The following is a 25,144-nucleotide window of genomic DNA, read 5'->3' as shown; positions in this document are numbered from 1 at the left end:
TAAACCTGCACGCAACCAGGAGCGCACGCTTGAGCACCTCAACGAAAACCATTCTGACCGCCGCCCACTGGGGGCCGATGCTGGTCGAAACCGATGGCGAAAATGTTCTGTCGTCCCGCGGGGCACTGCCAACCCAACATCCCAACTCGTTACAGACCGTCGTTCGCGATCAGGTGCACAGCAACACGCGCGTGCGCTGGCCGATGGTGCGTAAAGGTTTTCTGGCCTCGCCGGATAAACCGCAGGGGATCCGCGGTCAGGATGAGTTTGTTCGCGTGAGCTGGGATGACGCGCTGGCGCTGATCCACGCCCAGCATAAGCGCATTCGCGACACTTACGGTCCGTCGTCCATTTTTGCCGGCTCCTACGGCTGGCGTTCTAACGGCGTGCTGCACAAGGCCTCGACGCTGCTGCAGCGCTACATGAGCCTGGCGGGAGGCTATACCGGCCATCTGGGGGATTACTCCACCGGCGCGGCGCAGGCGATCATGCCGTACGTCGTAGGGGGGAACGAAGTGTACCAGCAGCAGACCAGCTGGCCGCTGGTGCTGGCGCATACCGACGTGGTAGTGCTCTGGAGCGCCAACCCGCTCAATACGCTGAAAATTGCCTGGAATGCCAGCGACGAGCAGGGCATTGGGTATTTCGACGCGCTGCGCAAAAGCGGCAAGCGCATCATCTGCATTGACCCGATGCGTTCTGAAACCATGGATTTCTTCGGCGACAGCGCCGAGTGGATTGCCCCCCATATGGGTACCGACGTGGCGATGATGCTGGGGATCGCCCATACGCTGGTAGAAAACGGCTGGCACGATGTTGAATTCCTGACGCGCTGTACCACCGGCTTCGATAAATTCGCCGACTACCTGACGGGCCAATCCGATGGGGTGGCGAAAACGGCAGCGTGGGCGGCAGATATTTGCGGCGTTCCTGCGGAGAAAATCCGCGAACTGGCGGCGTTGTTCCATAAAAATACCACGATGTTAATGTCCGGCTGGGGAATGCAGCGTCAGCAGTTTGGCGAGCAAAAACACTGGATGCTGGTAACGCTTGCCGCAATGCTTGGACAAATCGGCACGCCGGGCGGGGGTTTTGGTCTCTCCTATCACTTTGCAAACGGCGGTAACCCGACGCGTAAAGCGGCGGTGCTGGCGTCTCTGCAAGGCTCGGTGCAGGGCGGCGTGGACGCCGTGGATAAAATCCCGGTGGCGCGTATTGTTGAAGCCCTTGAAAACCCCGGCGGTTTCTATCAGCACAACGGTCTGGACCGCCACTTCCCGGACATTAAATTTGTCTGGTGGGCGGGCGGGTCGAACTTCACGCACCATCAGGATACCAACCGCCTGATCCGCGCCTGGCAAAAGCCGGAGCTGGTGGTGATTTCCGAGTGCTTCTGGACCGGCTCGGCTAAGCATGCAGATATTGTCCTGCCAGCGACCACCTCGTTTGAGCGTAACGATCTCACTATGACCGGCGACTACAGCAACCAGCATATGGTCCCGATGAAGCGCGTAGTGGCCCCGCGAGACGAAGCGCGTGATGATTTTGACGTGTTTGCTGAACTGAGCGAGCTGTGGGAAGCGGGCGGTCGCGAGCGTTTTACCGAAGGGAAAAGCGATCTGCAATGGCTGGAAACCTTCTACCAGATTGCCGGCCAGCGTGGCGCGGCGCAGGGCGTGACGCTTCCGCCATTTGCCGAATTCTGGGAAGCGAACCAGATCGTCGAGATGCCGGAGAGCGAACAGAACGCGAAGTTTGTCCGTTTTGCCGATTTCCGCCGCGACCCGGAGAGCCACCCGCTGAAAACCGAGAGCGGAAAGATCGTGATTTATAGTGAGCGCATCGCCAGCTTTGGCTATGCCGACTGCCCGCCACACCCTATGTGGCTCGAGCCGGACGAGTGGCACGGCAACGCCCAGCCGGAACAGCTGCAGGTGTTGTCTGCGCATCCCGCGCACCGTCTGCACAGCCAGCTTAACTATACGTCCCTGCGCGAGCAGTATGCGGTCGCCGGGCGAGAGCCGGTCACGCTGAATTCCCTTGATGCGAAAGCCCGGGGGATTGCGGACGGCGACGTGGTGCGCGTCTGGAACTCGCGCGGGCAGGTGCTGGCAGGGGCGGTGGTGAGCGACGGGATTAAACCGGGCGTGATCTGCATTCATCAGGGCGCATGGCCCGACCTTGAGCCTTACGAGGGAGGGATCTGTAAAAACGGGGCGGTTAACGTGCTGACCAAAGATCTCCCCAGCTCGAAGCTGGGGAATGGCTGCGCAGGGAACACGGCGCTGGCCTGGGTAGAAAAATATCAGGGACCCGAGCTTACCTTAACGGCGTTTGATCCGCCTGCCAGCTCATGATCCACGTCGGGTGCTGGGTATCATCCTGCCAGGCGCTGTCTTCAATGCGAAAGCCCTGAGCATGGTAGAAATTCACCGCCCGCACATTTTTCTGATATACCTCCAGCGTTAAATGCGGGAAGCGCTGTTGAACATGGTTCAGCAGCGCGCGCCCGATGCCTTTCCCGATGCATGACGGTGCGACAAACAGCGCGCCGACAAACTGAGACTGCATCACGCTGATAAATCCGTATGGCTCGCCATCCTGTTCCCAGACCCAGGTTTCCGCCGACGGCAGGTAAACGTCCCGCACCATGGCCTCGTTCTCTTTCCAGTAACCCGGTTCAATAAACGGATGCGCTTCCGTGGTGCTTTCAAGCCAGAGGCTCAGAAGCGGCGCGGTATTCTCACTTTGCCATTTGCGGATCATGATGGCCTCCCGGATGACAGAAGCAGCCGGTAACGTGGTCGTTGACCAGGCCACAGGCCTGCATAAAGGCGTAGCAGATGGTGGAACCGACAAACTTAAAGCCGCGTTTTTTCAGGGCCTTCGAGAGCGCATCCGAGGCCGGGGTAGAGGCCGGGATTTCCGCGAGCGTGGCGGCCCGGGTGACCTGCGGATCGTTGTTCACAAACGACCAGACAAAATCTGAGAACGATTCGCCGTTTTGCTCCATTGCCAGGTAAGCGCGTGCGTTACCGATGATGGCCTGGATCTTACCGCGATGACGGATGATACCGGCGTCCTGCACCAGGCGTTCCACGTCTTCATCGGTCATCGCGGCGACGGCGACAGGATCGAACTGGTGGAAGGCGTTGCGGTAGTTTTCACGTTTCTTCAGTACCGTAATCCATGACAACCCCGCCTGCTGGCCCTCCAGACAGATCATCTCAAAGAGTTTTTTGCCATCCGTTTCCGGCACGCCCCATTCCCGATCGTGATAGTCGATATAAAGCTGATCCTGGCTCACCCAACCGCAACGTTCCATCCGTCATCTCCCTTATTGATACTGATTTCGCAAAATTTTCATTCTGACTGGCTTGACGTGTTTACTATAAAGACAATAGTTAATACAAGGGTTATAAGCTCTTCCTGAATAACGACAAATATCGCCGAATTCGGCTCTCTCTGGGGTCGCGTTGATGATGATAAAAAAAATCAGTGGTCGCCATGCTGCTTCTGGCCTGGTGGGGATTTCAGCCTGCCTGTTTTCTTGTAATACAGCGTCTGCCTGGCAACAGGAATATATCGTTTCAGACGCCCAAAATAATACGGCGGAACGCTATACATGGGACGCGGATCACCAACCGCGTTATGAGGATATTCTGGCTGAGCGTATTCAGTCTTCGCAAAACGCGCCCGGTCTTGCCCTGAATATACCGTCTGGCAGCACGCCGGAGGGGACGATGAGCGTGGGCTGGAATTTTCCGGTTTCAGCGCGTATCACCACCGGTCCGGTGGTGGCGTGGCGATACGACGGCACGGCTCCCATGATGATCAACGAGTTTGGTGATAGCGCGTCGACGCAGGCAATCACCGACCCGCTCTGGCATGCCAGCGTCAGCACGCTGGGGTGGCGCGTGAATACCCAGTACGGCGATCTTCGTCCGTGGGCGCAGATTAGCTATAACCAGCAGTTTGGTGAAAACCAGTGGAAATCGCAGTTTGGCATGCCGCAAACGCCAGCTCCTGCCCAAAACGGTAGCTGGATGGACGTCACCGTGGGAACGGATATTCCTTTTAATACGCACGTCGCGGCCTATGCGTCGCTGGCTCAGGGGGAGCACACCACCACCGGTGAGGAGTTTTTATACACCCTCGGCGTTAGCGCAAATTTCTAGAGTTGTTACTTTTTTAAACGTTACGATAACATCTCGAATACAACAACCACGGGCGTTACAGCGATAGCGGATACTAACACGCTGTCGCTTTATGCCCGGGCCAGGCCATTCATTCCCGTTTCCAGGCATTTCATTCCGTTCCGCCTGCATTTCATGCCGTTTTACCCCAGGCGTATTAAGGTTTTGTTTATCGTTGTCCTCAGCGAACTTCCTTAATTTCTCTTGCAGGACGACTGCCATGAACACATCAAATTATAACCGCACGCGCTGGCTCACGCTCTTTGGCACCATCGTCACCCAGTTTGCGCTGGGGTCGGTCTATACCTGGAGCCTGTTTAACAGCGCGCTTTCCGACAAACTCGGCGCGCCGGTCAGCCAGGTTGCGTTCTCCTTTGGTCTGCTGAGCCTGGGTCTGGCGATTTCGTCTTCCGTCGCGGGCAAGCTGCAGGAGCGTTTTGGGGTGAAGCGTGTGACCATGGCGTCCGGCATTCTGCTGGGTTTGGGCTTTTTCCTGACGGCGCATTCCAGCAACCTGATGATGCTGTGGCTGAGCGCCGGCGTGCTGGTGGGTCTGGCCGATGGCGCAGGTTACCTGCTGACCCTGTCGAACTGCGTGAAGTGGTTCCCTGAGCGTAAAGGCTTAATCTCCGCGTTCGCCATCGGCTCCTATGGCCTGGGCAGCCTCGGATTCAAATTTATCGACTCCCATCTGCTGGCGTCCGTTGGCCTCGAAAACACCTTTATGATCTGGGGCGCAATCGTGCTGGTGATGATTCTGTTCGGCGCCACGCTGATGACCGATGCGCCGCAGCAGGAGGTCAAATCCGTTAACGGCGTGGTGGAGAACGACTTCACCCTCGCGCAGTCCATGCGTAAACCGCAGTACTGGATGCTGGCGGTGATGTTCCTGACGGCCTGCATGAGCGGACTTTATGTCATCGGCGTGGCGAAGGATATCGCGCAGGGGATGGTGAAGCTGGATGCGGCTACGGCGGCGAATGCGGTGACGGTCATCTCCATTGCGAACCTCTCCGGTCGTCTGGTGCTCGGTATTCTGTCTGACAAAATTGCCCGCATCCGTGTGATTACGATTGGGCAGGTGGTTTCGCTGGTCGGCATGGCGGCGCTGCTGTTCGCTCCGCTGAATGAAGCCACCTTCTTTGCGGCGATTGCCTGCGTGGCCTTTAACTTCGGCGGCACGATTACCGTCTTCCCGTCACTGGTAAGCGAGTTCTTTGGCCTGAACAATCTGGCGAAAAACTACGGCGTTATCTATCTTGGCTTCGGGATCGGCAGCATCTGCGGCTCGCTGATAGCCTCTCTGTTCGGCGGGTTCTACGTGACCTTCTGCGTCATATTTGCCCTGCTGATTATCTCGCTGGCGCTCTCGACCACGATTCGCCAGCCGCAGCGTGAAGTATTCAAAGAAGCGCACGCGTAAGCAGTATGAAAGAGGCCTCTGTGGCCTCTTTTTTCTTTATGCGAGACGCTTCCCGTCTCGATATTTTGTAAAAATTTATACCGATCACACTCTCTGCTGCCACTTTTCTCTCCCGCTGTGGTCTACTTATCGCGCTTGTAGACGTTTCTAATAACGCTTCCTTACGCATTTACGTACTCTGTCCGCTTTCTCTTTGAGATTCGTCGGGTTTTTATACCCCTTCCCCCAGGGTTGTTTGCATGAAATACATTAGGTCTCTTACCCAGCAAAGATTGTGTCTGATGCTGGCTGTCTATATCGGATTATTTCTGAATGGCGCGGTACTGTTCAGAAGAGTGGAAGGTTATTTTGAACACCTTACCGTAAGTAATGGTATTTTTGCCGCCATTGAAGTGTTCGGCTCCGTCCTCGCTACCTTCTTCCTCTTACGCCTGCTGTCCCTTTTTGGCCGACGTACCTGGCAAATTTTGGCCTCGCTGGTGGTGATTATTTCCGCCGCCGCAAGCTATTACATGACCTTTATGAACGTGGTCATTGGGTACGGTATCGTTGCCTCGGTGATGACCACGGATATCGATCTCTCGAAAGAGGTGGTAGGGAAAGGCTTTATCGTCTGGACAGTTTTAACCTGTCTGATACCGCTGTTCTTTATCTGGAACAATACGTGCCGCTATACGCTGTTACGCCAGCTGCGCACCCGTGGACAGCGGATCCGCAATATCGTCGTTGTCCTGCTGGCTGGTCTGCTGGTATGGGCGCCAATCCGCCTGATGGAAACGCAGCAAAAACGCGTTGAAAAAGCGACGGGCGTGGATATGCCAAGCTATGGCGGCGTGGTGGCAAACTCGTATTTGCCGTCTAACTGGCTGTCAGCGTTAGGTCTGTATGCCTGGGCGCAGGCGGACGAATCCAGTGATGTGAAATCGCTGATCAATCCAACGAAAAAATTCACCTACCAGCCGCCAGCCGACGGGATTGATGATACGTACGTCGTCTTCGTCATCGGCGAAACGACGCGCTGGGATCATATGGGTATTCTCGGCTATAACCGGGACACCACGCCAAAGCTGGCGCAGGAGAAAAACCTGGTGGCTTACCGTGGCTACTCCTGCGATACCGCAACGAAGCTCTCGCTGCGCTGTATGTTTGTGCGTGAAGGCGGTGCAAGCGATAACCCGCAACGCACGCTGAAAGAGCAGAACGTGTTTGCCGTGCTGAAGCAGCTTGGGTTTAGCTCTGACCTGTTCGCCATGCAAAGTGAGATGTGGTTCTACACCAACACGCTGGCAGATAACATTGCGTACCGTGAGCAGATTGGCGCCGAACCGCGTAACCGCGGTAAAAACGTCGACGACATGCTGCTGCTGGAAGAGATGTCGCAGTCCCTTAAGAACCATCCGCAGGGTAAGCATCTGGTTATTCTGCATACCAAAGGGTCGCATTACAGCTATTACCAGCGCTACACGCGTGATTTTGCGAAGTGGCAGCCTGAGTGCGTGGGCATTAATAAAGACTGCAGCAAGCAGGAGCTGATCAACGCCTACGACAACTCGGTGCTGTACGTGGATACCTTCCTGAGCCGGGTGATCGACCAGCTGCGCGATAAAAAAGCGATTGTGATTTACGCGGCAGACCACGGTGAATCCATCAATGAGAAAGAGCACCTGCACGGTACGCCGCGCAAGCTGGCACCGCCGGAGCAGTTCCGCGTGCCGATGATCATGTGGATGTCGGATAAGTATCTTGAAAATCCGGAGAAGGCGAAGATGTTTGCTCAGCTGAAAAAAGAGGCGGATATGAAGGTGCCTCGTCGTCACGTTGAGCTGTACGACACCATTATGGGTTGTCTCGGCTATACCTCACCGAATGGTGGGATTAACGAAAACAACAACTGGTGTAAACTCCCTGATAACAGCGTAAAAGCCGCGCAGTAGCTGCCCTGGCGAGAATATCGCCAGTTGAATGGCTTTTTGAAAATAAGGGATTGACGGGGGCGCACCTCAGCAGTAAGATGCGCTCCGCATTCGGCGAGTAGCGCAGCTTGGTAGCGCAACTGGTTTGGGACCAGTGGGTCGGAGGTTCGAATCCTCTCTCGCCGACCACATTCTGAAAAGGGCTAACCGCAAGGTTAGCCCTTTTTGCATTATGATCTTATCCCGTCAGAGTATCCAAAACGCCCCTTAGGCCTGCTTCTCCCTGCCTGTTAACGATTTTGTGACATAATCCATTGTATTTTTTTATATATAGATTGATCTTTTTTCGCGTTGCTTATGGATAACCTCAGCATTTTTCGCTGTGCGTTTTAACGTTCGCGGTATTTAGTGCTCAGATAATCACCATTCTGCAAGAAAATTTACCCATTCTGAATAAAAGTTAATCACTGATTGTTGCGAAATATGAAGAGACTTGTGCTGCAAGATAGCGAGTAGCATAAATTTCCCTGCTGAAAACTGGCATACATAGTTTTTTTAATCTTTGTTTGCGGTTTCTCACACTCAGCGTAAATCCCCGTCACCTGTATTGACGTTTTCACATTCTGTTGACAGATTGTAGGGCATGAGGGGCATTTCAGGGACGATCTGCGCTGCAACTCAAACGCTCTTCTGAAAGGATTCTCCATCCCTTTAAAGCCTTCGGGCATCACCGACCGGACCGGGTAAAAAATAAATAAAGGTCTGGCGGCGTAACACAACAAAGCAAAACATCACATTGGAGCAGAATAATGAGTATTTCCTTGAAGAAGTCAGGGATGCTGAAGCTTGGTCTGAGCCTGGTGGCTATGACCGTGGCAGCAAGCGTACAGGCAAAAACCCTGGTTTACTGTTCTGAAGGCTCGCCGGAAGGCTTTAACCCACAGCTCTTTACCTCTGGTACGACTTACGACGCAAGCTCTGTACCGATCTATAACCGTCTGGTTGAATTCAAAACCGGTACCACGGAAGTGATTCCGGGTCTGGCCGAGAAGTGGGACGTCAGCGAAGACGGTAAAACCTATACCTTCCACCTGCGCCAGGGCGTGAAGTGGCAGGACAGCAAAGAATTCAAACCAACGCGCGACTTTAACGCCGACGACGTTGTGTTCTCCTTCGACCGTCAGAAAAACGCTCAGAACCCGTACCACAAAGTGTCTGGCGGCAGCTATGAATACTTCGAAGGGATGGGTCTGCCAGACCTGATCGCTGAAGTGAAAAAAGTGGACGATAAAACGGTTCAGTTCGTGCTGACGCGTCCGGAAGCGCCATTCCTGGCTGACCTGGCCATGGACTTCGCTTCAATTCTGTCCAAAGAGTACGCGGACAACATGCTGAAAGCCGGTACGCCGGAAAAAGTCGATCTGAACCCAATCGGTACCGGTCCATTCCAGCTGCTGCAGTACCAGAAAGACTCCCGCATTCTATACAAAGCGTTCGAAGGCTATTGGGGCACCAAGCCGCAGATCGACCGTCTGGTCTTCTCCATCACGCCTGATGCGTCAGTACGTTATGCAAAACTGCAGAAAAACGAATGCCAGGTGATGCCGTACCCGAACCCGGCTGATATCGCCCGTATGAAGCAGGACAAGAACATCAACCTGCTGGAGCAGGCTGGCCTGAACGTGGGCTATCTCTCCTTCAACACCGAGAAGAAACCGTTTGATGACGTGAAAGTGCGTCAGGCGCTGACCTACGCGGTGAACAAAGAAGCGATCATCAAGGCGGTTTACCAGGGCGCTGGCGTTGCTGCCAAAAACCTGATCCCACCAACCATGTGGGGTTATAACGACGACGTTAAAGACTACACCTACGATCCTGAGAAAGCGAAAGCGCTGCTGAAAGAAGCGGGCCAGGATAAAGGCTTTACCGTTGAGCTGTGGGCGATGCCGGTACAGCGTCCGTACAACCCGAACGCACGCCGTATGGCGGAAATGGTTCAGGCTGACTGGGCTAAGGTTGGCGTTCAGGCCAAGATTGTGACCTACGAGTGGGGCGAGTACCTGAAGCGCGCCAAAGCGGGTGAGCACCAGGCGGTAATGATGGGCTGGACCGGTGATAACGGGGATCCGGACAACTTCTTCGCCACCCTGTTCAGCTGCGCGGCGGCGAAAGACGGTTCTAACTACTCTCGCTGGTGCTACAAGCCGTTTGAAGACCTGATCCAGCCGGCGCGTGCGACCGACGATCACAACAAACGTATTGAACTGTACAAGCAGGCTCAGGTTGTTATGCACGATCAGGCTCCGGCGCTGATTGTTGCTCACTCCACCGTGTACGAGCCAGTGCGTAAAGAAGTGAAGGGCTACGTGGTTGATCCACTGGGCAAACACCACTTCGAAAACGTATCTGTTGAATAATAAGTAGGGTGTTCTCCCTCTCCCTCTGGGAGAGGGCAGGGGTGAGGGGATGCATGCACGCCCTTCACCCTAACCCTCTCCCGCCAGGAGAGGGAATTTACATTTGTGAGCAATACAGACGTCACGCCACTGGTCGTGCGTCATCAGAGAGAATCCGGGTTATGTTGCAGTTCATCCTCCGACGTCTGGGACTTGTTATCCCCACGTTTATCGGTATCACCCTTCTCACTTTTGCCTTCGTCCATATGATCCCCGGCGACCCGGTAATGATTATGGCGGGCGAGCGTGGTATTTCCCCTGAGCGCCATGCACAGCTGCTGGCGGAACTCGGTCTCGATAAGCCGATGTGGCAGCAGTACCTCCACTATATCTGGGGCGTATTGCACGGTGATTTAGGGATTTCGCTGAAAAGCCGTCTTCCGGTGTGGGACGAGTTCGTGCCGCGTTTTAAAGCGACGCTGGAGCTTGGCGTCTGCGCCATGATTTTCGCCACTGCGGTGGGTATTCCTGTTGGGGTTCTGGCTGCCGTCAAGCGTGGCTCTATTTTTGACCACACCGCCGTGGGCCTGGCGCTGACCGGCTACTCCATGCCTATCTTCTGGTGGGGCATGATGCTGATCATGCTGGTATCGGTGCAGCTTAACCTGACACCGGTCTCCGGGCGCGTCAGCGATATGGTCTTCCTGGATGACTCCAACCCGCTCACCGGATTTATGCTGATCGATACGGCTATCTGGGGCGAAGAGGGCAACTTCATTGATGCCGTGGCGCACATGATCCTACCTGCCATGGTGCTGGGCACCATTCCTCTGGCGGTGATCGTGCGAATGACCCGTTCATCGATGCTGGAAGTGCTGGGTGAGGATTATATCCGCACCGCGCGCGCAAAGGGCCTGACGCGTATGCGCGTCATCATCGTCCATGCGCTGCGTAATGCCATGCTGCCGGTGGTGACCGTTATCGGTCTCCAGGTGGGGACGTTGCTGGCGGGGGCGATCCTGACCGAAACCATCTTCTCCTGGCCGGGCCTTGGACGCTGGCTGATTGACGCGCTGCAACGCCGTGACTATCCGGTTGTGCAGGGCGGTGTACTGCTGGTCGCGACGATGATTATCCTCGTCAACCTGCTGGTCGATTTGCTGTACGGCGTGGTGAACCCGCGTATTCGTCATAAGAAGTAAGGGACCATCATGTCACAAGTCACTCAAAATAAAGTGGTCGCTGCACCGGTTCCTATGACGCCGCTGCAGGAGTTCTGGCACTACTTCAAGCGCAATAAAGGCGCGGTGGTAGGGCTGGTGTATGTCGTAATCATGATCCTGATCGCGGTGTTTGCGAACTTCCTCGCACCGTATAACCCGGCGGACCAGTTCCGCGATGCGCTGCTCGCCCCGCCTGCGTGGCAGGACGGCGGCAGCCTGGCGCACCTGCTGGGTACCGATGACGTGGGCCGCGACGTGCTGTCGCGTCTGATGTACGGCGCGCGCCTGTCGCTGCTGGTCGGCTGTCTCGTTGTTGTGCTGTCGCTGATCATGGGCGTCGTCCTCGGCCTGGTTGCCGGTTACTTCGGCGGCATCGTTGATAACATCATCATGCGTATCGTCGACATCATGCTGGCGCTGCCAAGCCTGCTGCTGGCGCTGGTGCTGGTGGCAATCTTCGGCCCGTCGATAGGCAATGCCGCGCTGGCGTTGACCTTCGTGGCGCTCCCTCACTACGTGCGTTTAACCCGTGCGGCGGTGCTGGTGGAAGTGAACCGCGATTACGTCACCGCCTCTCGCGTGGCGGGTGCCGGTGCGATGCGCCAGATGTTTGTGAATATCTTCCCTAACTGCCTGGCGCCGCTGATTGTTCAGGCGTCGCTCGGTTTCTCTAACGCCATTCTTGATATGGCCGCTCTTGGCTTCCTGGGCATGGGTGCGCAGCCGCCAACACCGGAGTGGGGCACCATGCTCTCCGACGTGTTGCAGTTCGCACAAAGCGCCTGGTGGGTTGTCACCTTCCCGGGTCTGGCAATCCTGCTGACGGTGCTGGCATTTAACCTGATGGGTGATGGTCTGCGTGATGCGCTTGATCCCAAACTGAAGCAGTAAGAGGCACGAGATGGCGTTATTAAATGTAGATAAATTATCGGTGCACTTCGGCGACGAAGGCACCCCGTTTCGCGCCGTGGACCGCATCAGCTACAGCGTAAATCAGGGCGAAGTGGTTGGCATTGTCGGGGAGTCCGGTTCCGGTAAGTCAGTGAGCTCACTGGCGATCATGGGGCTGATTGATTACCCGGGCCGCGTGATGGCGGAAAACCTGCAGTTCAACGGTCAGGATCTGAAGCGCATTTCTGAAAAACAGCGCCGCCAGCTGGTGGGCGCCGAAGTGGCGATGATTTTTCAGGATCCCATGACCAGCCTGAACCCTTGCTATACCGTTGGTTTCCAGATTATGGAAGCGATTAAGGTGCATCAGGGCGGGAATAAGAAAACCCGTCGTCAGCGCGCGATCGACCTGCTGAACCAGGTGGGTATTCCTGACCCGGCATCACGTCTGGACGTTTACCCGCACCAGCTCTCCGGTGGGATGAGCCAGCGCGTGATGATCGCGATGGCGATTGCCTGTCGACCAAAACTGCTGATTGCGGATGAACCTACGACGGCGCTGGATGTGACCATTCAGGCGCAAATCATCGAACTGCTGCTGGAGCTGCAGCAGAAAGAGAATATGGCGCTGGTGCTGATTACGCACGATCTGGCGCTGGTGGCCGAAGCTGCGCACAAAATCATCGTGATGTATGCCGGCCAGGTGGTCGAGACCGGGAATTCACACGATATTTTCCGCGCGCCGCGTCATCCGTATACCCAGGCGCTTTTACGCGCGCTGCCGGAGTTTGCTCAGGACAAAGCGCGTCTGGCATCGCTGCCGGGTGTGGTACCGGGTAAATATGACCGTCCGCAGGGCTGTCTGCTCAATCCGCGCTGCCCGTATGCAACGGACAAATGCCGGGCAGAAGAGCCAGAGCTGAACCAGCTTGCTGACGGCCGTCAGTCGAAATGCCACTACCCACTCGATGATGCCGGGAGGCCAACACTATGAGTACGCAACAGGCCACCACGCAACAACCGTTGTTGCAGGCCATCGATCTGAAAAAATACTACCCGGTGAAGAAGGGGCTGTTTGCCCCTGAACGCCTGGTGAAAGCGCTGGACGGCGTCTCCTTTAACCTCGAACGCGGTAAAACGCTGGCGGTGGTGGGGGAGTCAGGCTGCGGCAAATCCACGCTGGGCCGTCTGCTGACGATGATTGAAGTGCCGACCGGCGGGGAGCTCTATTATCAGGGGCAGGATCTGCTCAAGCACGATCCGCAGGCGCAGAAGCTGCGCCGCCAGAAAATCCAGATTGTGTTCCAGAACCCGTACGGTTCTTTGAACCCGCGTAAAAAAGTGGGGCAGATTCTGGAAGAGCCGCTGCTGATCAACAGTAATCTGAGCAAAGAGCAGCGCCGTGAAAAAGCGCTGGCGATGATGGCGAAGGTCGGCCTCAAAACTGAGCATTATGACCGCTATCCGCACATGTTCTCCGGGGGCCAGCGTCAGCGTATCGCTATCGCCCGCGGGCTGATGCTCGATCCGGACGTGGTGATTGCCGATGAGCCGGTCTCCGCGCTCGACGTATCCGTGCGTGCGCAGGTGCTGAACCTGATGATGGATCTCCAGCAGGAGCTGGGGCTCTCTTACGTGTTCATCTCCCACGACCTGTCGGTGGTGGAACATATTGCCGATGAAGTGATGGTGATGTACCTGGGGCGCTGCGTGGAGAAGGGGACCAAAGACCAGATCTTTAATAACCCTCGTCACCCGTATACCCAGGCGCTGCTGTCTGCGACGCCGCGTCTGAACCCGGACGATCGTCGTGAGCGTATTAAGCTGACGGGTGAACTGCCAAGCCCGCTGAATCCGCCTCCGGGATGTGCATTCAACGCCCGCTGCAGTCGCCGCTTTGGCCCATGTACCCAGCTCCAGCCGCAGCTGAAGGATTATGGCGGCCAGCTGGTTGCCTGCTTCGCGGTCGATCAGGATGAAAATGGCGAGAAGCCACAGGCATAACGAAAAAAACCGGCGATAAGCCGGTTTTTTTATGTCTGCTTGATTATTTCCGCAGGCGAATCTGGTCGACGGCGTGCTTTTCGCTCTTGGTGAGGATCAGGCTCGCGCGCTCGCGCGTCGGCAGGATGTTCTCTTTGAGGTTCACGTAGTTGATCTCATTCCACAGCCCCGTCGCCACGCCGATCGCTTCCTCTTCAGAAAGCTGAGCATAGTGGTGGAAATAGGAATCCGGGTCAGTGAACGCCCCCTCGCGGAACTTCAGGAAGCGGTTGATGTACCAGTTTTGCAGCAGGTCTTCCGGCGCATCGACATAAATAGAGAAATCGACGAAATCCGAGACGAATACGTGATGCGGGTCGTGAGGATAGTCCATCCCGCTTTGCAGCACGTTCAGACCTTCCAGAATCAGGATGTCCGGCTGGACCACGGTTTTATCCCCACCCGGGATGCGATCGTAGATCAGGTGCGAATAGACTGGCGCAGTCACGTGCGGCACGCCGGATTTCAGGTCAGAGACAAATTTCACCAGACGGTGCATATCATAAGAAAGCGGGAAACCTTTCTTCTTCATCAGCCCACGTTCTTTTAACACCTCGTTCGGGTGCAGGAAGCCGTCTGTCGTGATCAGCTCCACGCTGCGGTGTTCCGGCCAGCGGCTTAACAGCGCCTGCAGGACGCGCGCGGTGGTACTTTTACCCACGGCCACGCTGCCTGCGATACTAATGATATAAGGAATGCGTTGACCGTTCGTCCCGAGAAACTGCTCCAGCACGGCCTGACGGCGCAGGTTCGAGCTGATATAGAAGTTAAGCAAGCGAGAGAGGGGGAGATAAATTTCTGCCACCTCTTCCAGGGACAGATCTTCGTTTATCCCTTTTAACCGTGCGATTTCACCTTCCGTCAGCGTCATAGGAACGGAATCACGCAGGGCAGCCCACTGGCTGCGGTTAAAGTGAAGATAAGGCGTCATTAACGTTTGCTCTTTTTTGCTCATAAGCATGCTTCAGTGAGCCAGCATCACACTGCCGGATCGTGGCTCATCACACAGTTAATTTTGGACAATGGGCAGGAGGTTAACACCAGATGACGGGAATAATAAGAAAAAAGATGGAAAGCGCTGCGTTACGCGGAAGCCGTCACGCTACGGTGAATACGGTGCAAATCACGATGATATGTTGAATATTTGACCTCAAATGACTACTTTTACAGCGTCCGATACGCTGTTCGCATAAAATGTGAGCGAAAGAACGTTTTATGCAAATTTTTAGTTGCATGACCGCGCAGGTATCCATAGAATGCGCGCTACTTGATGCCGACTTAGCTCAGTAGGTAGAGCAACTGACTTGTAATCAGTAGGTCACCAGTTCGATTCCGGTAGTCGGCACCATCAAGTCCGGTGGGGTTCCCGAGCGGCCAAAGGGAGCAGACTGTAAATCTGCCGTCACAGACTTCGAAGGTTCGAATCCTTCCCCCACCACCACTTTCTGGCAGCGTAAATGCCGCCGGAGCTGGTTGGAAAAATTAGCCAGCTCAAACTGAAAAAGAGAGAAATCTCTTTTTTTGTTACAGAAAGAACTGGGTAGCCGAGTTTCAGGATGCGGGCATCGTATAATGGCTATTACCTCAGCCTTCCAAGCTGATGATGCGGGTTCGATTCCCGCTGCCCGCTCCAATACGTGCTGATATGGCTCAGTTGGTAGAGCGCACCCTTGGTAAGGGTGAGGTCCCCAGTTCGACTCTGGGTATCAGCACCACTTCACTTCTCCTTCCCGTTTCTCTCTGTTTCAATTTTACTGTATTCAACAATTCAGGCATTTCGCCTGGTTGATGTGGTGATATCACCGATTTATCCGTGTCTTAGAGGGACAATCGATGTCTAAAGAAAAGTTTGAACGTACAAAACCGCACGTTAACGTCGGTACTATCGGCCACGTTGACCATGGTAAAACAACGCTGACCGCTGCAATCACTACCGTTCTGGCAAAAACCTACGGTGGTTCTGCTCGTGCATTCGACCAGATCGATAACGCACCAGAAGAAAAAGCTCGTGGTATCACCATCAACACCTCTCACGTTGAGTACGACACCCCGACTCGCCACTACGCACACGTAGACTGCCCAGGCCACGCCGACTATGTTAAAAACATGATCACCGGTGCTGCGCAGATGGACGGCGCGATCCTGGTTGTTGCTGCGACTGACGGCCCAATGCCTCAGACTCGTGAGCACATCCTGCTGGGTCGTCAGGTAGGCGTTCCTTTCATCATCGTGTTCCTGAACAAATGCGACATGGTTGATGACGAAGAGCTGCTGGAACTGGTAGAGATGGAAGTTCGTGAACTGCTGTCTCAGTACGATTTCCCGGGCGACGATACCCCAATCGTTCGTGGTTCTGCTCTGAAAGCGCTGGAAGGCGACGCAGAGTGGGAAGCGAAAATCATCGAACTGGCTGGCTTCCTGGATTCTTACATCCCAGAACCAGAGCGTGCGATTGACAAGCCATTCCTGCTGCCAATCGAAGACGTATTCTCCATCTCCGGTCGTGGTACCGTTGTTACCGGTCGTGTAGAGCGCGGTATCATCAAAGTTGGCGAAGAAGTTGAAATCGTTGGTATCAAAGAGACTGCGAAGTCTACCTGTACTGGCGTTGAAATGTTCCGCAAACTGCTGGACGAAGGCCGTGCTGGTGAGAACGTTGGTGTTCTGCTGCGTGGTATCAAACGTGAAGAAATCGAACGTGGTCAGGTTCTGGCGAAGCCAGGCTCAATCAAGCCACACACCAAGTTCGAATCTGAAGTGTACATCCTGTCCAAAGACGAAGGCGGCCGTCATACTCCGTTCTTCAAAGGCTACCGTCCACAGTTCTACTTCCGTACAACTGACGTGACCGGTACCATCGAACTGCCAGAAGGCGTTGAGATGGTAATGCCAGGCGACAACATCAAGATGGTTGTGACTCTGATCCACCCAATCGCGATGGACGACGGTCTGCGTTTCGCAATCCGTGAAGGTGGCCGTACCGTTGGCGCGGGCGTGGTTGCTAAAGTTCTCGGCTAATCGCTGATAACATTTGACGCAATGCGCATGAAAAGGGCATCATTTGATGCCCTTTTTGCACGCTTTCACATCAGAACCTGGCTCATCAGTGATTATTTTTGTCATAATCATTGCTGAGACAGGCTCTGCAGAGAGCGTATAATCCATAAAGGGATTAGCGTTTCGATTTGGCTCGCCTCGCAATCGCGGGGTGAAATTATTTGTAGAATTCTTCTGACAGGTTGGTTTATGAGTGCGAATACCGAAGCTCAAGGGAGCGGGCGCGGCCTGGAAGCGATGAAGTGGGTCGCTGTTGCCGTGCTGCTGATTGTGGCAATCGTTGGCAACTATCTTTATCGTGACATGATGCTGCCGCTCCGCGCGCTGGCAGTGGTGATTCTGATTGCTGCAGCGGGCGGTGTCGCGCTGTTGACGACTAAGGGTAAAGCAACCGTTGCTTTCGCTCGCGAAGCACGTACCGAAGTCCGCAAGGTCATTTGGCCGACTCGCCAGGAAACATTGCACACCACGCTGATCGTGGCTGCAGTGACTGCGGTAATGTCACTGATCCTGTGGGGACTGGATGGTATTCTGGTTCGCCTGGTTTCCTTTATTACTGGCCTGAGGTTCTAAGATGTCTGAAGCCCCTAAAAAGCGTTGGTACGTCGTTCAGGCGTTTTCCGGTTTTGAAGGCCGCGTAGCAACGTCGCTGCGTGAGCATATCAAATTACACAACATGGAAGAGTTATTTGGCGAAGTTATGGTTCCGACCGAAGAAGTGGTTGAGATCCGTGGCGGCCAACGTCGCAAAAGCGAGCGTAAATTCTTCCCGGGTTACGTGCTGGTTCAGATGGTGATGAACGACGCGAGCTGGCACCTGGTGCGCAGCGTACCGCGCGTGATGGGCTTTATCGGCGGCACGTCTGACCGTCCGGCGCCAATCAGCGACAAAGAAGTTGATGCGATTATGAACCGCCTGCAGCAGGTGGGTGATAAGCCGCGTCCGAAAACGCTGTTTGAACCGGGTGAAATGGTTCGTGTTAGCGACGGTCCGTTTGCTGACTTTAACGGTGTGGTTGAAGAAGTGGACTACGAGAAGTCCCGCCTGAAAGTTTCTGTTTCTATCTTCGGTCGTGCGACCCCGGTAGAACTGGACTTTGCGCAGGTCGAAAAAGCCTAAGCAGCGATCAAAAAAGCGGCGATTTAATCGTTGCACAGGGCGCGAGATTGGAATACAATTTCGCGCCTTTTGTTTTTATGGGCCCGGCCCGTAAAACGAATTTTATTCACGGGGAGCCTCCCTGAGGCGCTATCACCCAATCAGAGGATTTTACAATGGCTAAGAAAGTACAAGCCTACGTCAAGCTGCAGGTTGCAGCTGGTATGGCGAACCCAAGTCCACCAGTTGGTCCAGCTCTGGGTCAGCAGGGTGTGAACATCATGGAATTCTGTAAAGCGTTCAACGCCAAAACCGAATCCCTGGAAAAAGGTCTGCCAATCCCAGTCGTAATCACTGTTTACGCTGACCGTTCTTTCACTTTCGTTACCAAAACCCCTCCAGCAGCTGTTCTGCTGAAGAAAGCGGCTGGTATCAAGTCTGGTTCCGGTAAACCGAACAAAGACAAAGTGGGTAAAATTTCCCGCGCTCAGCTGCAGGAAATCGCGCAGACCAAAGCTGCCGACATGACTGGTGCCGACATTGAAGCGATGACTCGCTCAATCGAAGGTACTGCACGTTCCATGGGCCTGGTAGTGGAGGACTAAGAAATGGCTAAACTGACCAAGCGCATGTCCGTGATCCGTGACAAAGTTGATGCGACCAAACAGTACGACATCAACGAAGCTATCGCTCTGCTGAAAGAACTGGCAACTGCTAAGTTCGTTGAAAGCGTTGACGTTGCCGTTAACCTCGGCATCGACGCGCGTAAATCCGATCAGAACGTTCGTGGCGCAACTGTACTGCCACACGGTACTGGCCGTTCCGTTCGCGTAGCTGTATTTGCTCAGGGTGCAAACGCTGAAGCTGCTAAAGCTGCCGGCGCTGAACTGGTAGGTATGGAAGATCTGGCTGATCAGATCAAGAAAGGCGAAATGAACTTTGACGTTGTTATTGCTTCTCCAGATGCAATGCGCGTTGTTGGCCAGCTGGGCCAGGTTCTGGGTCCACGCGGCCTGATGCCTAACCCGAAAGTCGGTACTGTAACTCCTAACGTTGCTGAAGCGGTTAAGAACGCTAAAGCAGGTCAGGTTCGTTATCGTAACGACAAAAACGGCATCATCCACACCACCATCGGTAAAGTGGACTTTGACGCTGACAAACTGAAAGAAAACCTGGAAGCTCTGCTGGTTGCGCTGAAAAAAGCAAAACCAACTCAGGCGAAAGGCGTGTACATCAAGAAAGTTAGCATCTCCACCACCATGGGTGCAGGTGTTGCAGTTGACCAGGCAGGCCTGAGCGCTGCTGCAAACTAATGCCTTTACGTGGGCGGTGATTTTGTCTACAATCTTACCCCCACGTTTGCTAACGAAAGTTAGCGGCTAAAAGATTTGTTCGTTGGAGCCTGGCCTAATCCAGGCCTCCGTCGAAGACCGCAGGTGTTTCGCAAGAGACTTAATCCCCTGCGTAGACGGTGACAGAACGCTAAGATTATTTTTGGATACTCTGGCTTGTTTCTGCTCACCGTATTAAGACGCTCTTTCCGTTTGGGAGAGTGAAGTGAGTTCCGGAACATGAGTTCCGGCAAACATCCAGGAGCAAAGCTAATGGCTTTAAATCTTCAAGACAAACAAGCGATTGTTGCTGAAGTCAGCGAAGTAGCCAAAGGCGCGCTGTCTGCAGTAGTTGCGGATTCCCGTGGCGTTACTGTAGACAAAATGACTGAACTGCGTAAAGCAGGTCGTGAAGCTGGCGTATACATGCGTGTTGTTCGTAACACCCTGCTGCGTCGCGTAGTTGAAGGTACTCAGTTCGAGTGCCTGAAAGACACGTTTGTTGGTCCGACCCTGATTGCATACTCTATGGAACACCCGGGCGCTGCTGCTCGTCTGTTCAAAGAGTTCGCGAAAGCGAATGCAAAATTTGAGGTCAAAGCTGCAGCCTTTGAAGGTGAGTTGATCCCGGCATCGCAAATCGATCGCCTGGCAACCCTGCCGACCTACGAAGAAGCAATTGCACGCCTGATGGCAACCATGAAAGAAGCTTCGGCTGGCAAACTGGTTCGCACTCTGGCTGCTGTTCGCGATGCGAAAGAAGCTGCTTAATCGCAGTTATCTTTATAAAGCATTTGCTTACGTATAAACTTATTCTGATTTTCAGGAACAATTTAAATGTCTATCACTAAAGATCAAATCATTGAAGCAGTTGCAGCTATGTCCGTAATGGACGTTGTAGAACTGATTTCTGCAATGGAAGAAAAATTCGGTGTTTCTGCTGCTGCTGCTGTAGCTGTAGCTGCGGGCCCGGCTGAAGCTGCTGAAGAAAAAACTGAATTCGACGTAATTCTGAAAGCTGCTGGCGCTAACAAAGTTGCTGTTATCAAAGCAGTACGTGGCGCAACTGGCCTGGGTCTGAAAGAAGCTAAAGACCTGGTAGAATCTGCTCCAGCTGCGCTGAAAGAAGGCGTGAGCAAAGACGACGCAGAAGCACTGAAAAAATCTCTGGAAGAAGCTGGCGCTGAAGTTGAAGTTAAATAAGCCAACTTTTCTGGTTGCAGCCTGAGTAATTAGGCTGATGGCTGGTGACTTTTTAGTCACCAGCCTTTTTGCGCTGTAAGGCATCAGTAGCATTTCACACTGTTTGACTGCTGATTGTCCTGACAATGCATGTTTCTATCGACGACTTAATATATTGCGACAGGGTGCTCGCTCTGTGTAAATCGCGACGAAATGATTTAAGCGTGATAGCAACAGGTATTGCGGAAAGTATTCAATTTTCCGGTCCACAAAATGGTGTTGCACAAACTGTCCCTTCGTCGGACAGATGGGTCGACTTGTCAGCGAGCTGAGGAACCCTATGGTTTACTCCTATACCGAGAAAAAACGTATTCGTAAGGATTTTGGTAAACGTCCACAAGTTCTGGACATTCCATATCTCCTTTCTATCCAGCTTGACTCGTTCCAGAAGTTTATCGAGCAAGATCCTGAAGGGCAGTACGGTCTGGAAGCAGCCTTCCGCTCCGTGTTCCCGATTCAGAGCTACAGCGGTAACTCCGAGCTGCAGTACGTCAGCTACCGCCTTGGCGAACCGGTGTTTGACGTTCAGGAATGTCAGATCCGTGGCGTGACCTATTCCGCACCGCTGCGCGTAAAACTGCGTCTGGTGATCTACGAGCGCGAAGCGCCGGAAGGCACCGTAAAAGACATTAAAGAACAAGAAGTCTACATGGGTGAAATTCCACTCATGACAGACAACGGTACTTTCGTTATCAACGGTACTGAGCGTGTTATCGTTTCCCAGCTGCACCGTAGCCCGGGCGTCTTCTTCGACAGCGATAAAGGTAAAACACACTCTTCCGGTAAAGTACTGTATAACGCACGCATCATTCCTTACCGTGGTTCATGGCTGGACTTCGAGTTCGATCCGAAAGACAACCTGTTTGTCCGTATCGACCGTCGTCGTAAGCTGCCTGCAACCATCATTCTGCGTGCGCTGCAATACACCACTGAACAGATCCTGGACCTGTTCTTTGAGAAAGTGATCTTTGAAATCCGCGACAACAAGCTGCAGATGGAGCTGGTGCCGGAACGTCTGCGTGGCGAGACCGCGTCGTTCGACATCGAAGCCGACGGCAAAGTGTATGTGGAAAAAGGTCGCCGTATCACCGCGCGCCACATCCGCCAGCTGGAAAAAGATGATATCAAACTCATCGAAGTTCCGGTTGAGTACATTGCAGGAAAAGTAGCCGCGAAAGATTACGTTGATGAGTCAACGGGTGAGCTGATCTGCCCAGCGAACATGGAGCTGAGCCTGGATCTGCTGGCTAAGCTGAGCCAGTCTGGTCACAAACGTATCGAAACGCTGTTCACCAACGATCTGGACCACGGCGCGTATATTTCTGAAACTATTCGCGTCGACCCAACCACCGATCGTCTGAGCGCGCTGGTAGAAATCTACCGCATGATGCGTCCTGGTGAGCCACCAACTCGCGAAGCGGCGGAAAGCCTGTTCGAGAACCTGTTCTTCTCCGAAGACCGCTACGATCTGTCCGCGGTTGGTCGTATGAAGTTCAACCGTTCTCTGCTGCGCGACGAAATCGAAGGTTCCGGTATCCTGAGCAAAGACGACATCATCGAAGTGATGAAGAAGCTCATCGATATCCGTAACGGTAAAGGCGAAGTGGACGATATCGACCACCTCGGCAACCGTCGTATCCGTTCCGTAGGCGAAATGGCGGAAAACCAATTCCGCGTTGGCCTGGTACGTGTAGAGCGTGCGGTGAAAGAGCGTCTGTCTCTGGGCGATCTGGATACCCTGATGCCTCAGGATATGATCAACGCCAAGCCGATTTCTGCAGCAGTGAAAGAGTTCTTCGGTTCCAGCCAGCTGTCTCAGTTCATGGACCAGAACAACCCGCTGTCTGAGATTACGCACAAACGTCGTATCTCTGCACTCGGCCCAGGCGGTCTGACCCGTGAACGCGCAGGCTTTGAAGTTCGAGACGTACACCCGACGCACTACGGTCGCGTATGTCCAATCGAAACGCCTGAAGGTCCAAACATCGGTCTGATCAACTCCCTGTCCGTGTACGCACAGACTAACGAATACGGTTTCCTCGAGACCCCGTACCGTAAAGTGACTGACGGTGTTGTAACCGACGAAATTCACTACCTGTCTGCTATCGAAGAAGGCAACTACGTTATCGCTCAGGCGAACTCCAACCTGGATGACGAAGGCCACTTTGTAGAAGATCTGGTTACCTGCCGTAGCAAAGGCGAATCCAGCTTGTTCAGTCGCGACCAGGTTGACTACATGGACGTATCCACCCAGCAGGTGGTATCCGTCGGTGCGTCCCTGATCCCGTTCCTGGAACACGATGACGCCAACCGTGCATTGATGGGTGCGAACATGCAACGTCAGGCCGTTCCAACTCTGCGCGCTGATAAGCCGCTGGTTGGTACCGGTATGGAACGTGCTGTTGCCGTTGACTCCGGTGTTACTGCAGTTGCTAAACGTGGCGGTACTGTTCAGTACGTCGATGCATCCCGTATCGTTATCAAAGTTAACGAAGACGAGATGTATCCGGGCGAAGCTGGTATCGACATTTATAACCTGACCAAATACACCCGCTCTAACCAGAACACCTGTATCAACCAGATGCCTTGCGTATCTCTGGGTGAGCCAGTTGAGCGCGGCGACGTGCTGGCAGACGGTCCGTCCACCGACCTCGGTGAACTGGCGCTCGGTCAGAACATGCGCGTAGCGTTCATGCCGTGGAACGGTTACAACTTCGAAGACTCCATCCTCGTCTCCGAGCGTGTGGTTCAGGAAGATCGTTTCACCACCATCCACATTCAGGAACTGGCATGCGTGTCTCGTGACACCAAGCTGGGGCCAGAAGAGATCACCGCTGACATCCCTAACGTGGGTGAAGCTGCGCTCTCCAAACTGGATGAGTCCGGTATCGTTTACATCGGTGCGGAAGTGACCGGCGGCGACATTCTGGTTGGTAAGGTTACGCCTAAAGGTGAAACCCAGCTGACGCCAGAAGAGAAACTGCTGCGTGCAATCTTCGGTGAGAAAGCGTCTGACGTTAAAGACTCTTCTCTGCGCGTACCAAACGGTGTTTCCGGTACGGTTATCGACGTTCAGGTCTTCACCCGTGACGGCGTTGAGAAAGATAAGCGTGCGCTGGAAATCGAAGAGATGCAGCTCAAACAGGCTAAGAAAGACCTGTCTGAAGAACTGCAGATCCTCGAAGCGGGTCTGTTCAGCCGTATCTATGCGGTGCTGGTTGCCGGTGGCGTTGAAGCTGAGAAGCTCGACAAACTGCCACGCGATCGCTGGCTGGAACTGGGCCTGACCGACGAAGAGAAACAAAATCAGCTGGAACAGCTGGCTGAGCAGTATGACGAACTGAAACACGAGTTCGAGAAAAAACTCGAAGCGAAACGCCGCAAAATCACTCAGGGCGACGATCTGGCACCAGGCGTGCTGAAGATTGTTAAGGTGTATCTGGCCGTTAAACGTCAGATCCAGCCTGGTGATAAGATGGCAGGTCGTCACGGTAACAAGGGTGTTATCTCTAAGATCAACCCGATCGAAGATATGCCGCACGATGCTAACGGTACGCCGGTAGATATCGTACTGAACCCGCTGGGCGTACCGTCTCGTATGAACATCGGTCAGATCCTGGAAACTCACCTGGGTATGGCTGCGAAAGGTATTGGCGACAAGATTAACGCCATGCTGAAGCAGCAGGAAGAAGTCGCGAAACTGCGCGAATTCATCCAGCGTGCCTACGATCTGGGTACCGACGTGCGTCAGAAAGTCGACCTGAATACCTTCAGCGATGAAGAAGTGCTGCGTCTGGCTGAGAACCTGAAAAAAGGTATGCCAATCGCAACGCCGGTCTTCGATGGTGCGAAAGAAGCTGAAATTAAAGAGCTGCTGCAACTGGGTGGTCTGCCAACGTCTGGTCAGATTACGCTGTTTGACGGCCGTACCGGTGAACAGTTCGAGCGTCCGGTAACCGTAGGTTACATGTACATGCTGAAACTGAACCACCTGGTCGACGACAAGATGCACGCTCGTTCTACCGGTTCTTACAGCCTGGTTACTCAGCAGCCGCTGGGTGGTAAGGCGCAGTTCGGTGGTCAGCGCTTCGGGGAGATGGAAGTGTGGGCGCTGGAAGCATACGGCGCGGCATACACCCTGCAGGAAATGCTCACCGTTAAGTCTGATGACGTGAACGGTCGTACCAAGATGTATAAAAACATCGTGGACGGCAACCATCAGATGGAGCCGGGCATGCCAGAATCCTTCAACGTACTGTTGAAAGAGATTCGTTCGCTGGGTATCAACATCGAACTGGAAGACGAGTAATTCTCGCTCAAACAGGTCACT

The 25,144-nt window shown here is 54.1% G+C and carries 20 protein-coding genes and 5 tRNA genes; 22 read left to right on the top strand and 3 right to left on the bottom strand.

Annotation, left to right across the window (positions count from 1 at the left end; genetic code table 11):
* Positions 1–77 precede the first annotated feature (77 nt).
* The gene (locus tag M2422_RS13585) at positions 78–2,357 is read left to right on the top strand and encodes a molybdopterin guanine dinucleotide-containing S/N-oxide reductase (RefSeq protein ID WP_064673837.1); all 2,280 of its coding nucleotides are present in this window, start codon (positions 78–80) and stop codon (positions 2,355–2,357) included.
* On the opposite strand, the gene M2422_RS13580 is transcribed toward M2422_RS13585, so the two are convergent.
* The gene (locus M2422_RS13580) at positions 2,320–2,766 is read right to left on the bottom strand and encodes an N-acetyltransferase (RefSeq protein WP_032661790.1); all 447 of its coding nucleotides are present in this window, start codon (positions 2,764–2,766) and stop codon (positions 2,320–2,322) included. The two genes, M2422_RS13585 and M2422_RS13580, sit on opposite strands and share 38 nt — an antisense overlap.
* Complete coding sequence (tag, locus tag M2422_RS13575; protein WP_064673782.1) at positions 2,744–3,325, bottom strand: DNA-3-methyladenine glycosylase I; 582 nt, start codon at positions 3,323–3,325, stop codon at positions 2,744–2,746. Before tag ends, M2422_RS13580 begins: the two co-directional genes overlap by 23 nt.
* Positions 3,326–3,479: 154 nt before the next feature.
* On the opposite strand from tag, the gene M2422_RS13570 reads away from it, so the two are divergent.
* The 9 genes from M2422_RS13570 to dppF all read left to right on the top strand — a co-directional run bounded on the left by M2422_RS13570 (position 3,480) and on the right by dppF (position 14,046).
* Entirely contained in the window at positions 3,480–4,178 is a 699-nt protein-coding gene (locus M2422_RS13570) for an autotransporter domain-containing protein (protein ID WP_064673781.1), read from the top strand.
* A gap of 238 nt (positions 4,179–4,416) precedes the next feature.
* Positions 4,417–5,619, top strand: coding sequence for an MFS transporter (locus M2422_RS13565; protein ID WP_047059769.1), 1,203 nt, complete (start codon positions 4,417–4,419; stop codon positions 5,617–5,619).
* A gap of 239 nt (positions 5,620–5,858) precedes the next feature.
* Positions 5,859–7,553, top strand: a complete 1,695-nt coding sequence (gene eptB, locus M2422_RS13560) for a kdo(2)-lipid A phosphoethanolamine 7''-transferase (RefSeq protein ID WP_064673780.1) — start codon at positions 5,859–5,861, stop codon at positions 7,551–7,553.
* Between the two features lie 91 nt (positions 7,554–7,644).
* A tRNA-Pro gene (locus tag M2422_RS13555) sits at positions 7,645–7,721 on the top strand.
* A gap of 620 nt (positions 7,722–8,341) precedes the next feature.
* Complete coding sequence (gene dppA / locus M2422_RS13550) at positions 8,342–9,949, top strand: dipeptide ABC transporter periplasmic-binding protein DppA (RefSeq protein ID WP_033146993.1); 1,608 nt, start codon at positions 8,342–8,344, stop codon at positions 9,947–9,949.
* A 161-nt stretch (positions 9,950–10,110) separates the two neighbouring features.
* On the top strand, positions 10,111–11,130 hold the full coding sequence (dppB, locus tag M2422_RS13545) for a dipeptide ABC transporter permease DppB (protein ID WP_023334097.1): 1,020 nt from the start codon (positions 10,111–10,113) through the stop codon (positions 11,128–11,130).
* Between the two features lie 9 nt (positions 11,131–11,139).
* A complete protein-coding gene (gene dppC, locus M2422_RS13540; RefSeq protein WP_023309963.1) occupies positions 11,140–12,042 on the top strand; it encodes a dipeptide ABC transporter permease DppC in 903 nt (300 codons plus the stop codon).
* Positions 12,043–12,052: 10 nt separating this feature from the next.
* Complete coding sequence (gene dppD, locus M2422_RS13535) at positions 12,053–13,036, top strand: dipeptide ABC transporter ATP-binding protein (protein WP_008502772.1); 984 nt, start codon at positions 12,053–12,055, stop codon at positions 13,034–13,036.
* Positions 13,033–14,046: a dipeptide ABC transporter ATP-binding subunit DppF gene (dppF, locus tag M2422_RS13530; RefSeq protein WP_023309965.1), complete on the top strand. Its 1,014-nt coding sequence runs from the start codon at positions 13,033–13,035 to the stop codon at positions 14,044–14,046. Before dppD ends, dppF begins: the two co-directional genes overlap by 4 nt.
* A 43-nt stretch (positions 14,047–14,089) precedes the next feature.
* Here the strand turns inward: dppF and coaA are convergent, their stop codons facing one another.
* The gene (coaA, locus tag M2422_RS13525; protein WP_032668002.1) at positions 14,090–15,040 is read right to left on the bottom strand and encodes a type I pantothenate kinase; all 951 of its coding nucleotides are present in this window, start codon (positions 15,038–15,040) and stop codon (positions 14,090–14,092) included.
* A 317-nt stretch (positions 15,041–15,357) separates the two neighbouring features.
* On the opposite strand from coaA, the gene M2422_RS13520 reads away from it, so the two are divergent.
* From M2422_RS13520 to rpoB, 12 genes are all read left to right on the top strand, one after another.
* Positions 15,358–15,433, top strand: a tRNA-Thr gene (locus tag M2422_RS13520).
* 8 nt (positions 15,434–15,441) lie between these two features.
* Positions 15,442–15,526 (top strand) — tRNA-Tyr (locus tag M2422_RS13515).
* A gap of 117 nt (positions 15,527–15,643) precedes the next feature.
* A tRNA-Gly gene (locus M2422_RS13510) sits at positions 15,644–15,718 on the top strand.
* 6 nt (positions 15,719–15,724) lie between these two features.
* Positions 15,725–15,800 (top strand) — tRNA-Thr (locus tag M2422_RS13505).
* Between the two features lie 118 nt (positions 15,801–15,918).
* Positions 15,919–17,103 carry an elongation factor Tu gene (gene tuf, locus M2422_RS13500; protein ID WP_023309456.1) on the top strand — a complete coding sequence of 395 codons (1,185 nt, stop codon included), beginning with the start codon at positions 15,919–15,921 and terminating at the stop codon, positions 17,101–17,103.
* Between the two features lie 228 nt (positions 17,104–17,331).
* Complete coding sequence (secE, locus tag M2422_RS13495; protein ID WP_014068449.1) at positions 17,332–17,715, top strand: preprotein translocase subunit SecE; 384 nt, start codon at positions 17,332–17,334, stop codon at positions 17,713–17,715.
* 1 nt (position 17,716) lies between these two features.
* A complete protein-coding gene (nusG, locus tag M2422_RS13490) occupies positions 17,717–18,262 on the top strand; it encodes a transcription termination/antitermination protein NusG (protein WP_002438628.1) in 546 nt (181 codons plus the stop codon).
* Positions 18,263–18,417: 155 nt separating this feature from the next.
* Complete coding sequence (gene rplK, locus M2422_RS13485; protein ID WP_008503452.1) at positions 18,418–18,846, top strand: 50S ribosomal protein L11; 429 nt, start codon at positions 18,418–18,420, stop codon at positions 18,844–18,846.
* A 3-nt stretch (positions 18,847–18,849) separates the two neighbouring features.
* On the top strand, positions 18,850–19,554 hold the full coding sequence (rplA, locus tag M2422_RS13480; RefSeq protein WP_006810530.1) for a 50S ribosomal protein L1: 705 nt from the start codon (positions 18,850–18,852) through the stop codon (positions 19,552–19,554).
* 291 nt (positions 19,555–19,845) lie between these two features.
* Positions 19,846–20,343 carry a 50S ribosomal protein L10 gene (gene rplJ, locus M2422_RS13475; RefSeq protein WP_001207203.1) on the top strand — a complete coding sequence of 166 codons (498 nt, stop codon included), beginning with the start codon at positions 19,846–19,848 and terminating at the stop codon, positions 20,341–20,343.
* Between the two features lie 66 nt (positions 20,344–20,409).
* Entirely contained in the window at positions 20,410–20,775 is a 366-nt protein-coding gene (gene rplL / locus M2422_RS13470) for a 50S ribosomal protein L7/L12 (protein WP_006176746.1), read from the top strand.
* Positions 20,776–21,094: 319 nt separating this feature from the next.
* Positions 21,095–25,123, top strand: coding sequence for a DNA-directed RNA polymerase subunit beta (rpoB, locus tag M2422_RS13465; RefSeq protein ID WP_023334099.1), 4,029 nt, complete (start codon positions 21,095–21,097; stop codon positions 25,121–25,123).
* Positions 25,124–25,144 lie beyond the last annotated feature (21 nt).

The organism is Enterobacter sp. SLBN-59 (assembly GCF_024807915.1).
In the GTDB taxonomy this organism is placed as follows: Bacteria; Pseudomonadota; Gammaproteobacteria; order Enterobacterales; family Enterobacteriaceae; genus Enterobacter; species Enterobacter asburiae_B.
The sequence above is the reverse complement of the archived record's forward strand: the minus strand, read 5'-3'. Positions and strand labels throughout refer to the sequence as shown.

Coding starts and splice junctions, on each gene's coding strand:
- nusG (WP_002438628.1), top strand. CDS start 17,717: ATGTCTGAAGCCCCTAAAAAGCGTTGGTACGTCGTTCAGGCGTTTTCC.
- rplA (WP_006810530.1), top strand. CDS start 18,850: ATGGCTAAACTGACCAAGCGCATGTCCGTGATCCGTGACAAAGTTGAT.
- rplL (WP_006176746.1), top strand. CDS start 20,410: ATGTCTATCACTAAAGATCAAATCATTGAAGCAGTTGCAGCTATGTCC.
- eptB (WP_064673780.1), top strand. CDS start 5,859: ATGAAATACATTAGGTCTCTTACCCAGCAAAGATTGTGTCTGATGCTG.
- dppB (WP_023334097.1), top strand. CDS start 10,111: ATGTTGCAGTTCATCCTCCGACGTCTGGGACTTGTTATCCCCACGTTT.
- tag (WP_064673782.1), bottom strand. CDS start 3,325: ATGGAACGTTGCGGTTGGGTGAGCCAGGATCAGCTTTATATCGACTAT.
- coaA (WP_032668002.1), bottom strand. CDS start 15,040: ATGAGCAAAAAAGAGCAAACGTTAATGACGCCTTATCTTCACTTTAAC.
- secE (WP_014068449.1), top strand. CDS start 17,332: ATGAGTGCGAATACCGAAGCTCAAGGGAGCGGGCGCGGCCTGGAAGCG.
- dppC (WP_023309963.1), top strand. CDS start 11,140: ATGTCACAAGTCACTCAAAATAAAGTGGTCGCTGCACCGGTTCCTATG.
- M2422_RS13580 (WP_032661790.1), bottom strand. CDS start 2,766: ATGATCCGCAAATGGCAAAGTGAGAATACCGCGCCGCTTCTGAGCCTC.
- dppF (WP_023309965.1), top strand. CDS start 13,033: ATGAGTACGCAACAGGCCACCACGCAACAACCGTTGTTGCAGGCCATC.
- dppA (WP_033146993.1), top strand. CDS start 8,342: ATGAGTATTTCCTTGAAGAAGTCAGGGATGCTGAAGCTTGGTCTGAGC.
- rpoB (WP_023334099.1), top strand. CDS start 21,095: ATGGTTTACTCCTATACCGAGAAAAAACGTATTCGTAAGGATTTTGGT.
- M2422_RS13570 (WP_064673781.1), top strand. CDS start 3,480: ATGATGATAAAAAAAATCAGTGGTCGCCATGCTGCTTCTGGCCTGGTG.
- tuf (WP_023309456.1), top strand. CDS start 15,919: ATGTCTAAAGAAAAGTTTGAACGTACAAAACCGCACGTTAACGTCGGT.
- dppD (WP_008502772.1), top strand. CDS start 12,053: ATGGCGTTATTAAATGTAGATAAATTATCGGTGCACTTCGGCGACGAA.
- M2422_RS13585 (WP_064673837.1), top strand. CDS start 78: ATGCTGGTCGAAACCGATGGCGAAAATGTTCTGTCGTCCCGCGGGGCA.
- rplJ (WP_001207203.1), top strand. CDS start 19,846: ATGGCTTTAAATCTTCAAGACAAACAAGCGATTGTTGCTGAAGTCAGC.
- rplK (WP_008503452.1), top strand. CDS start 18,418: ATGGCTAAGAAAGTACAAGCCTACGTCAAGCTGCAGGTTGCAGCTGGT.
- M2422_RS13565 (WP_047059769.1), top strand. CDS start 4,417: ATGAACACATCAAATTATAACCGCACGCGCTGGCTCACGCTCTTTGGC.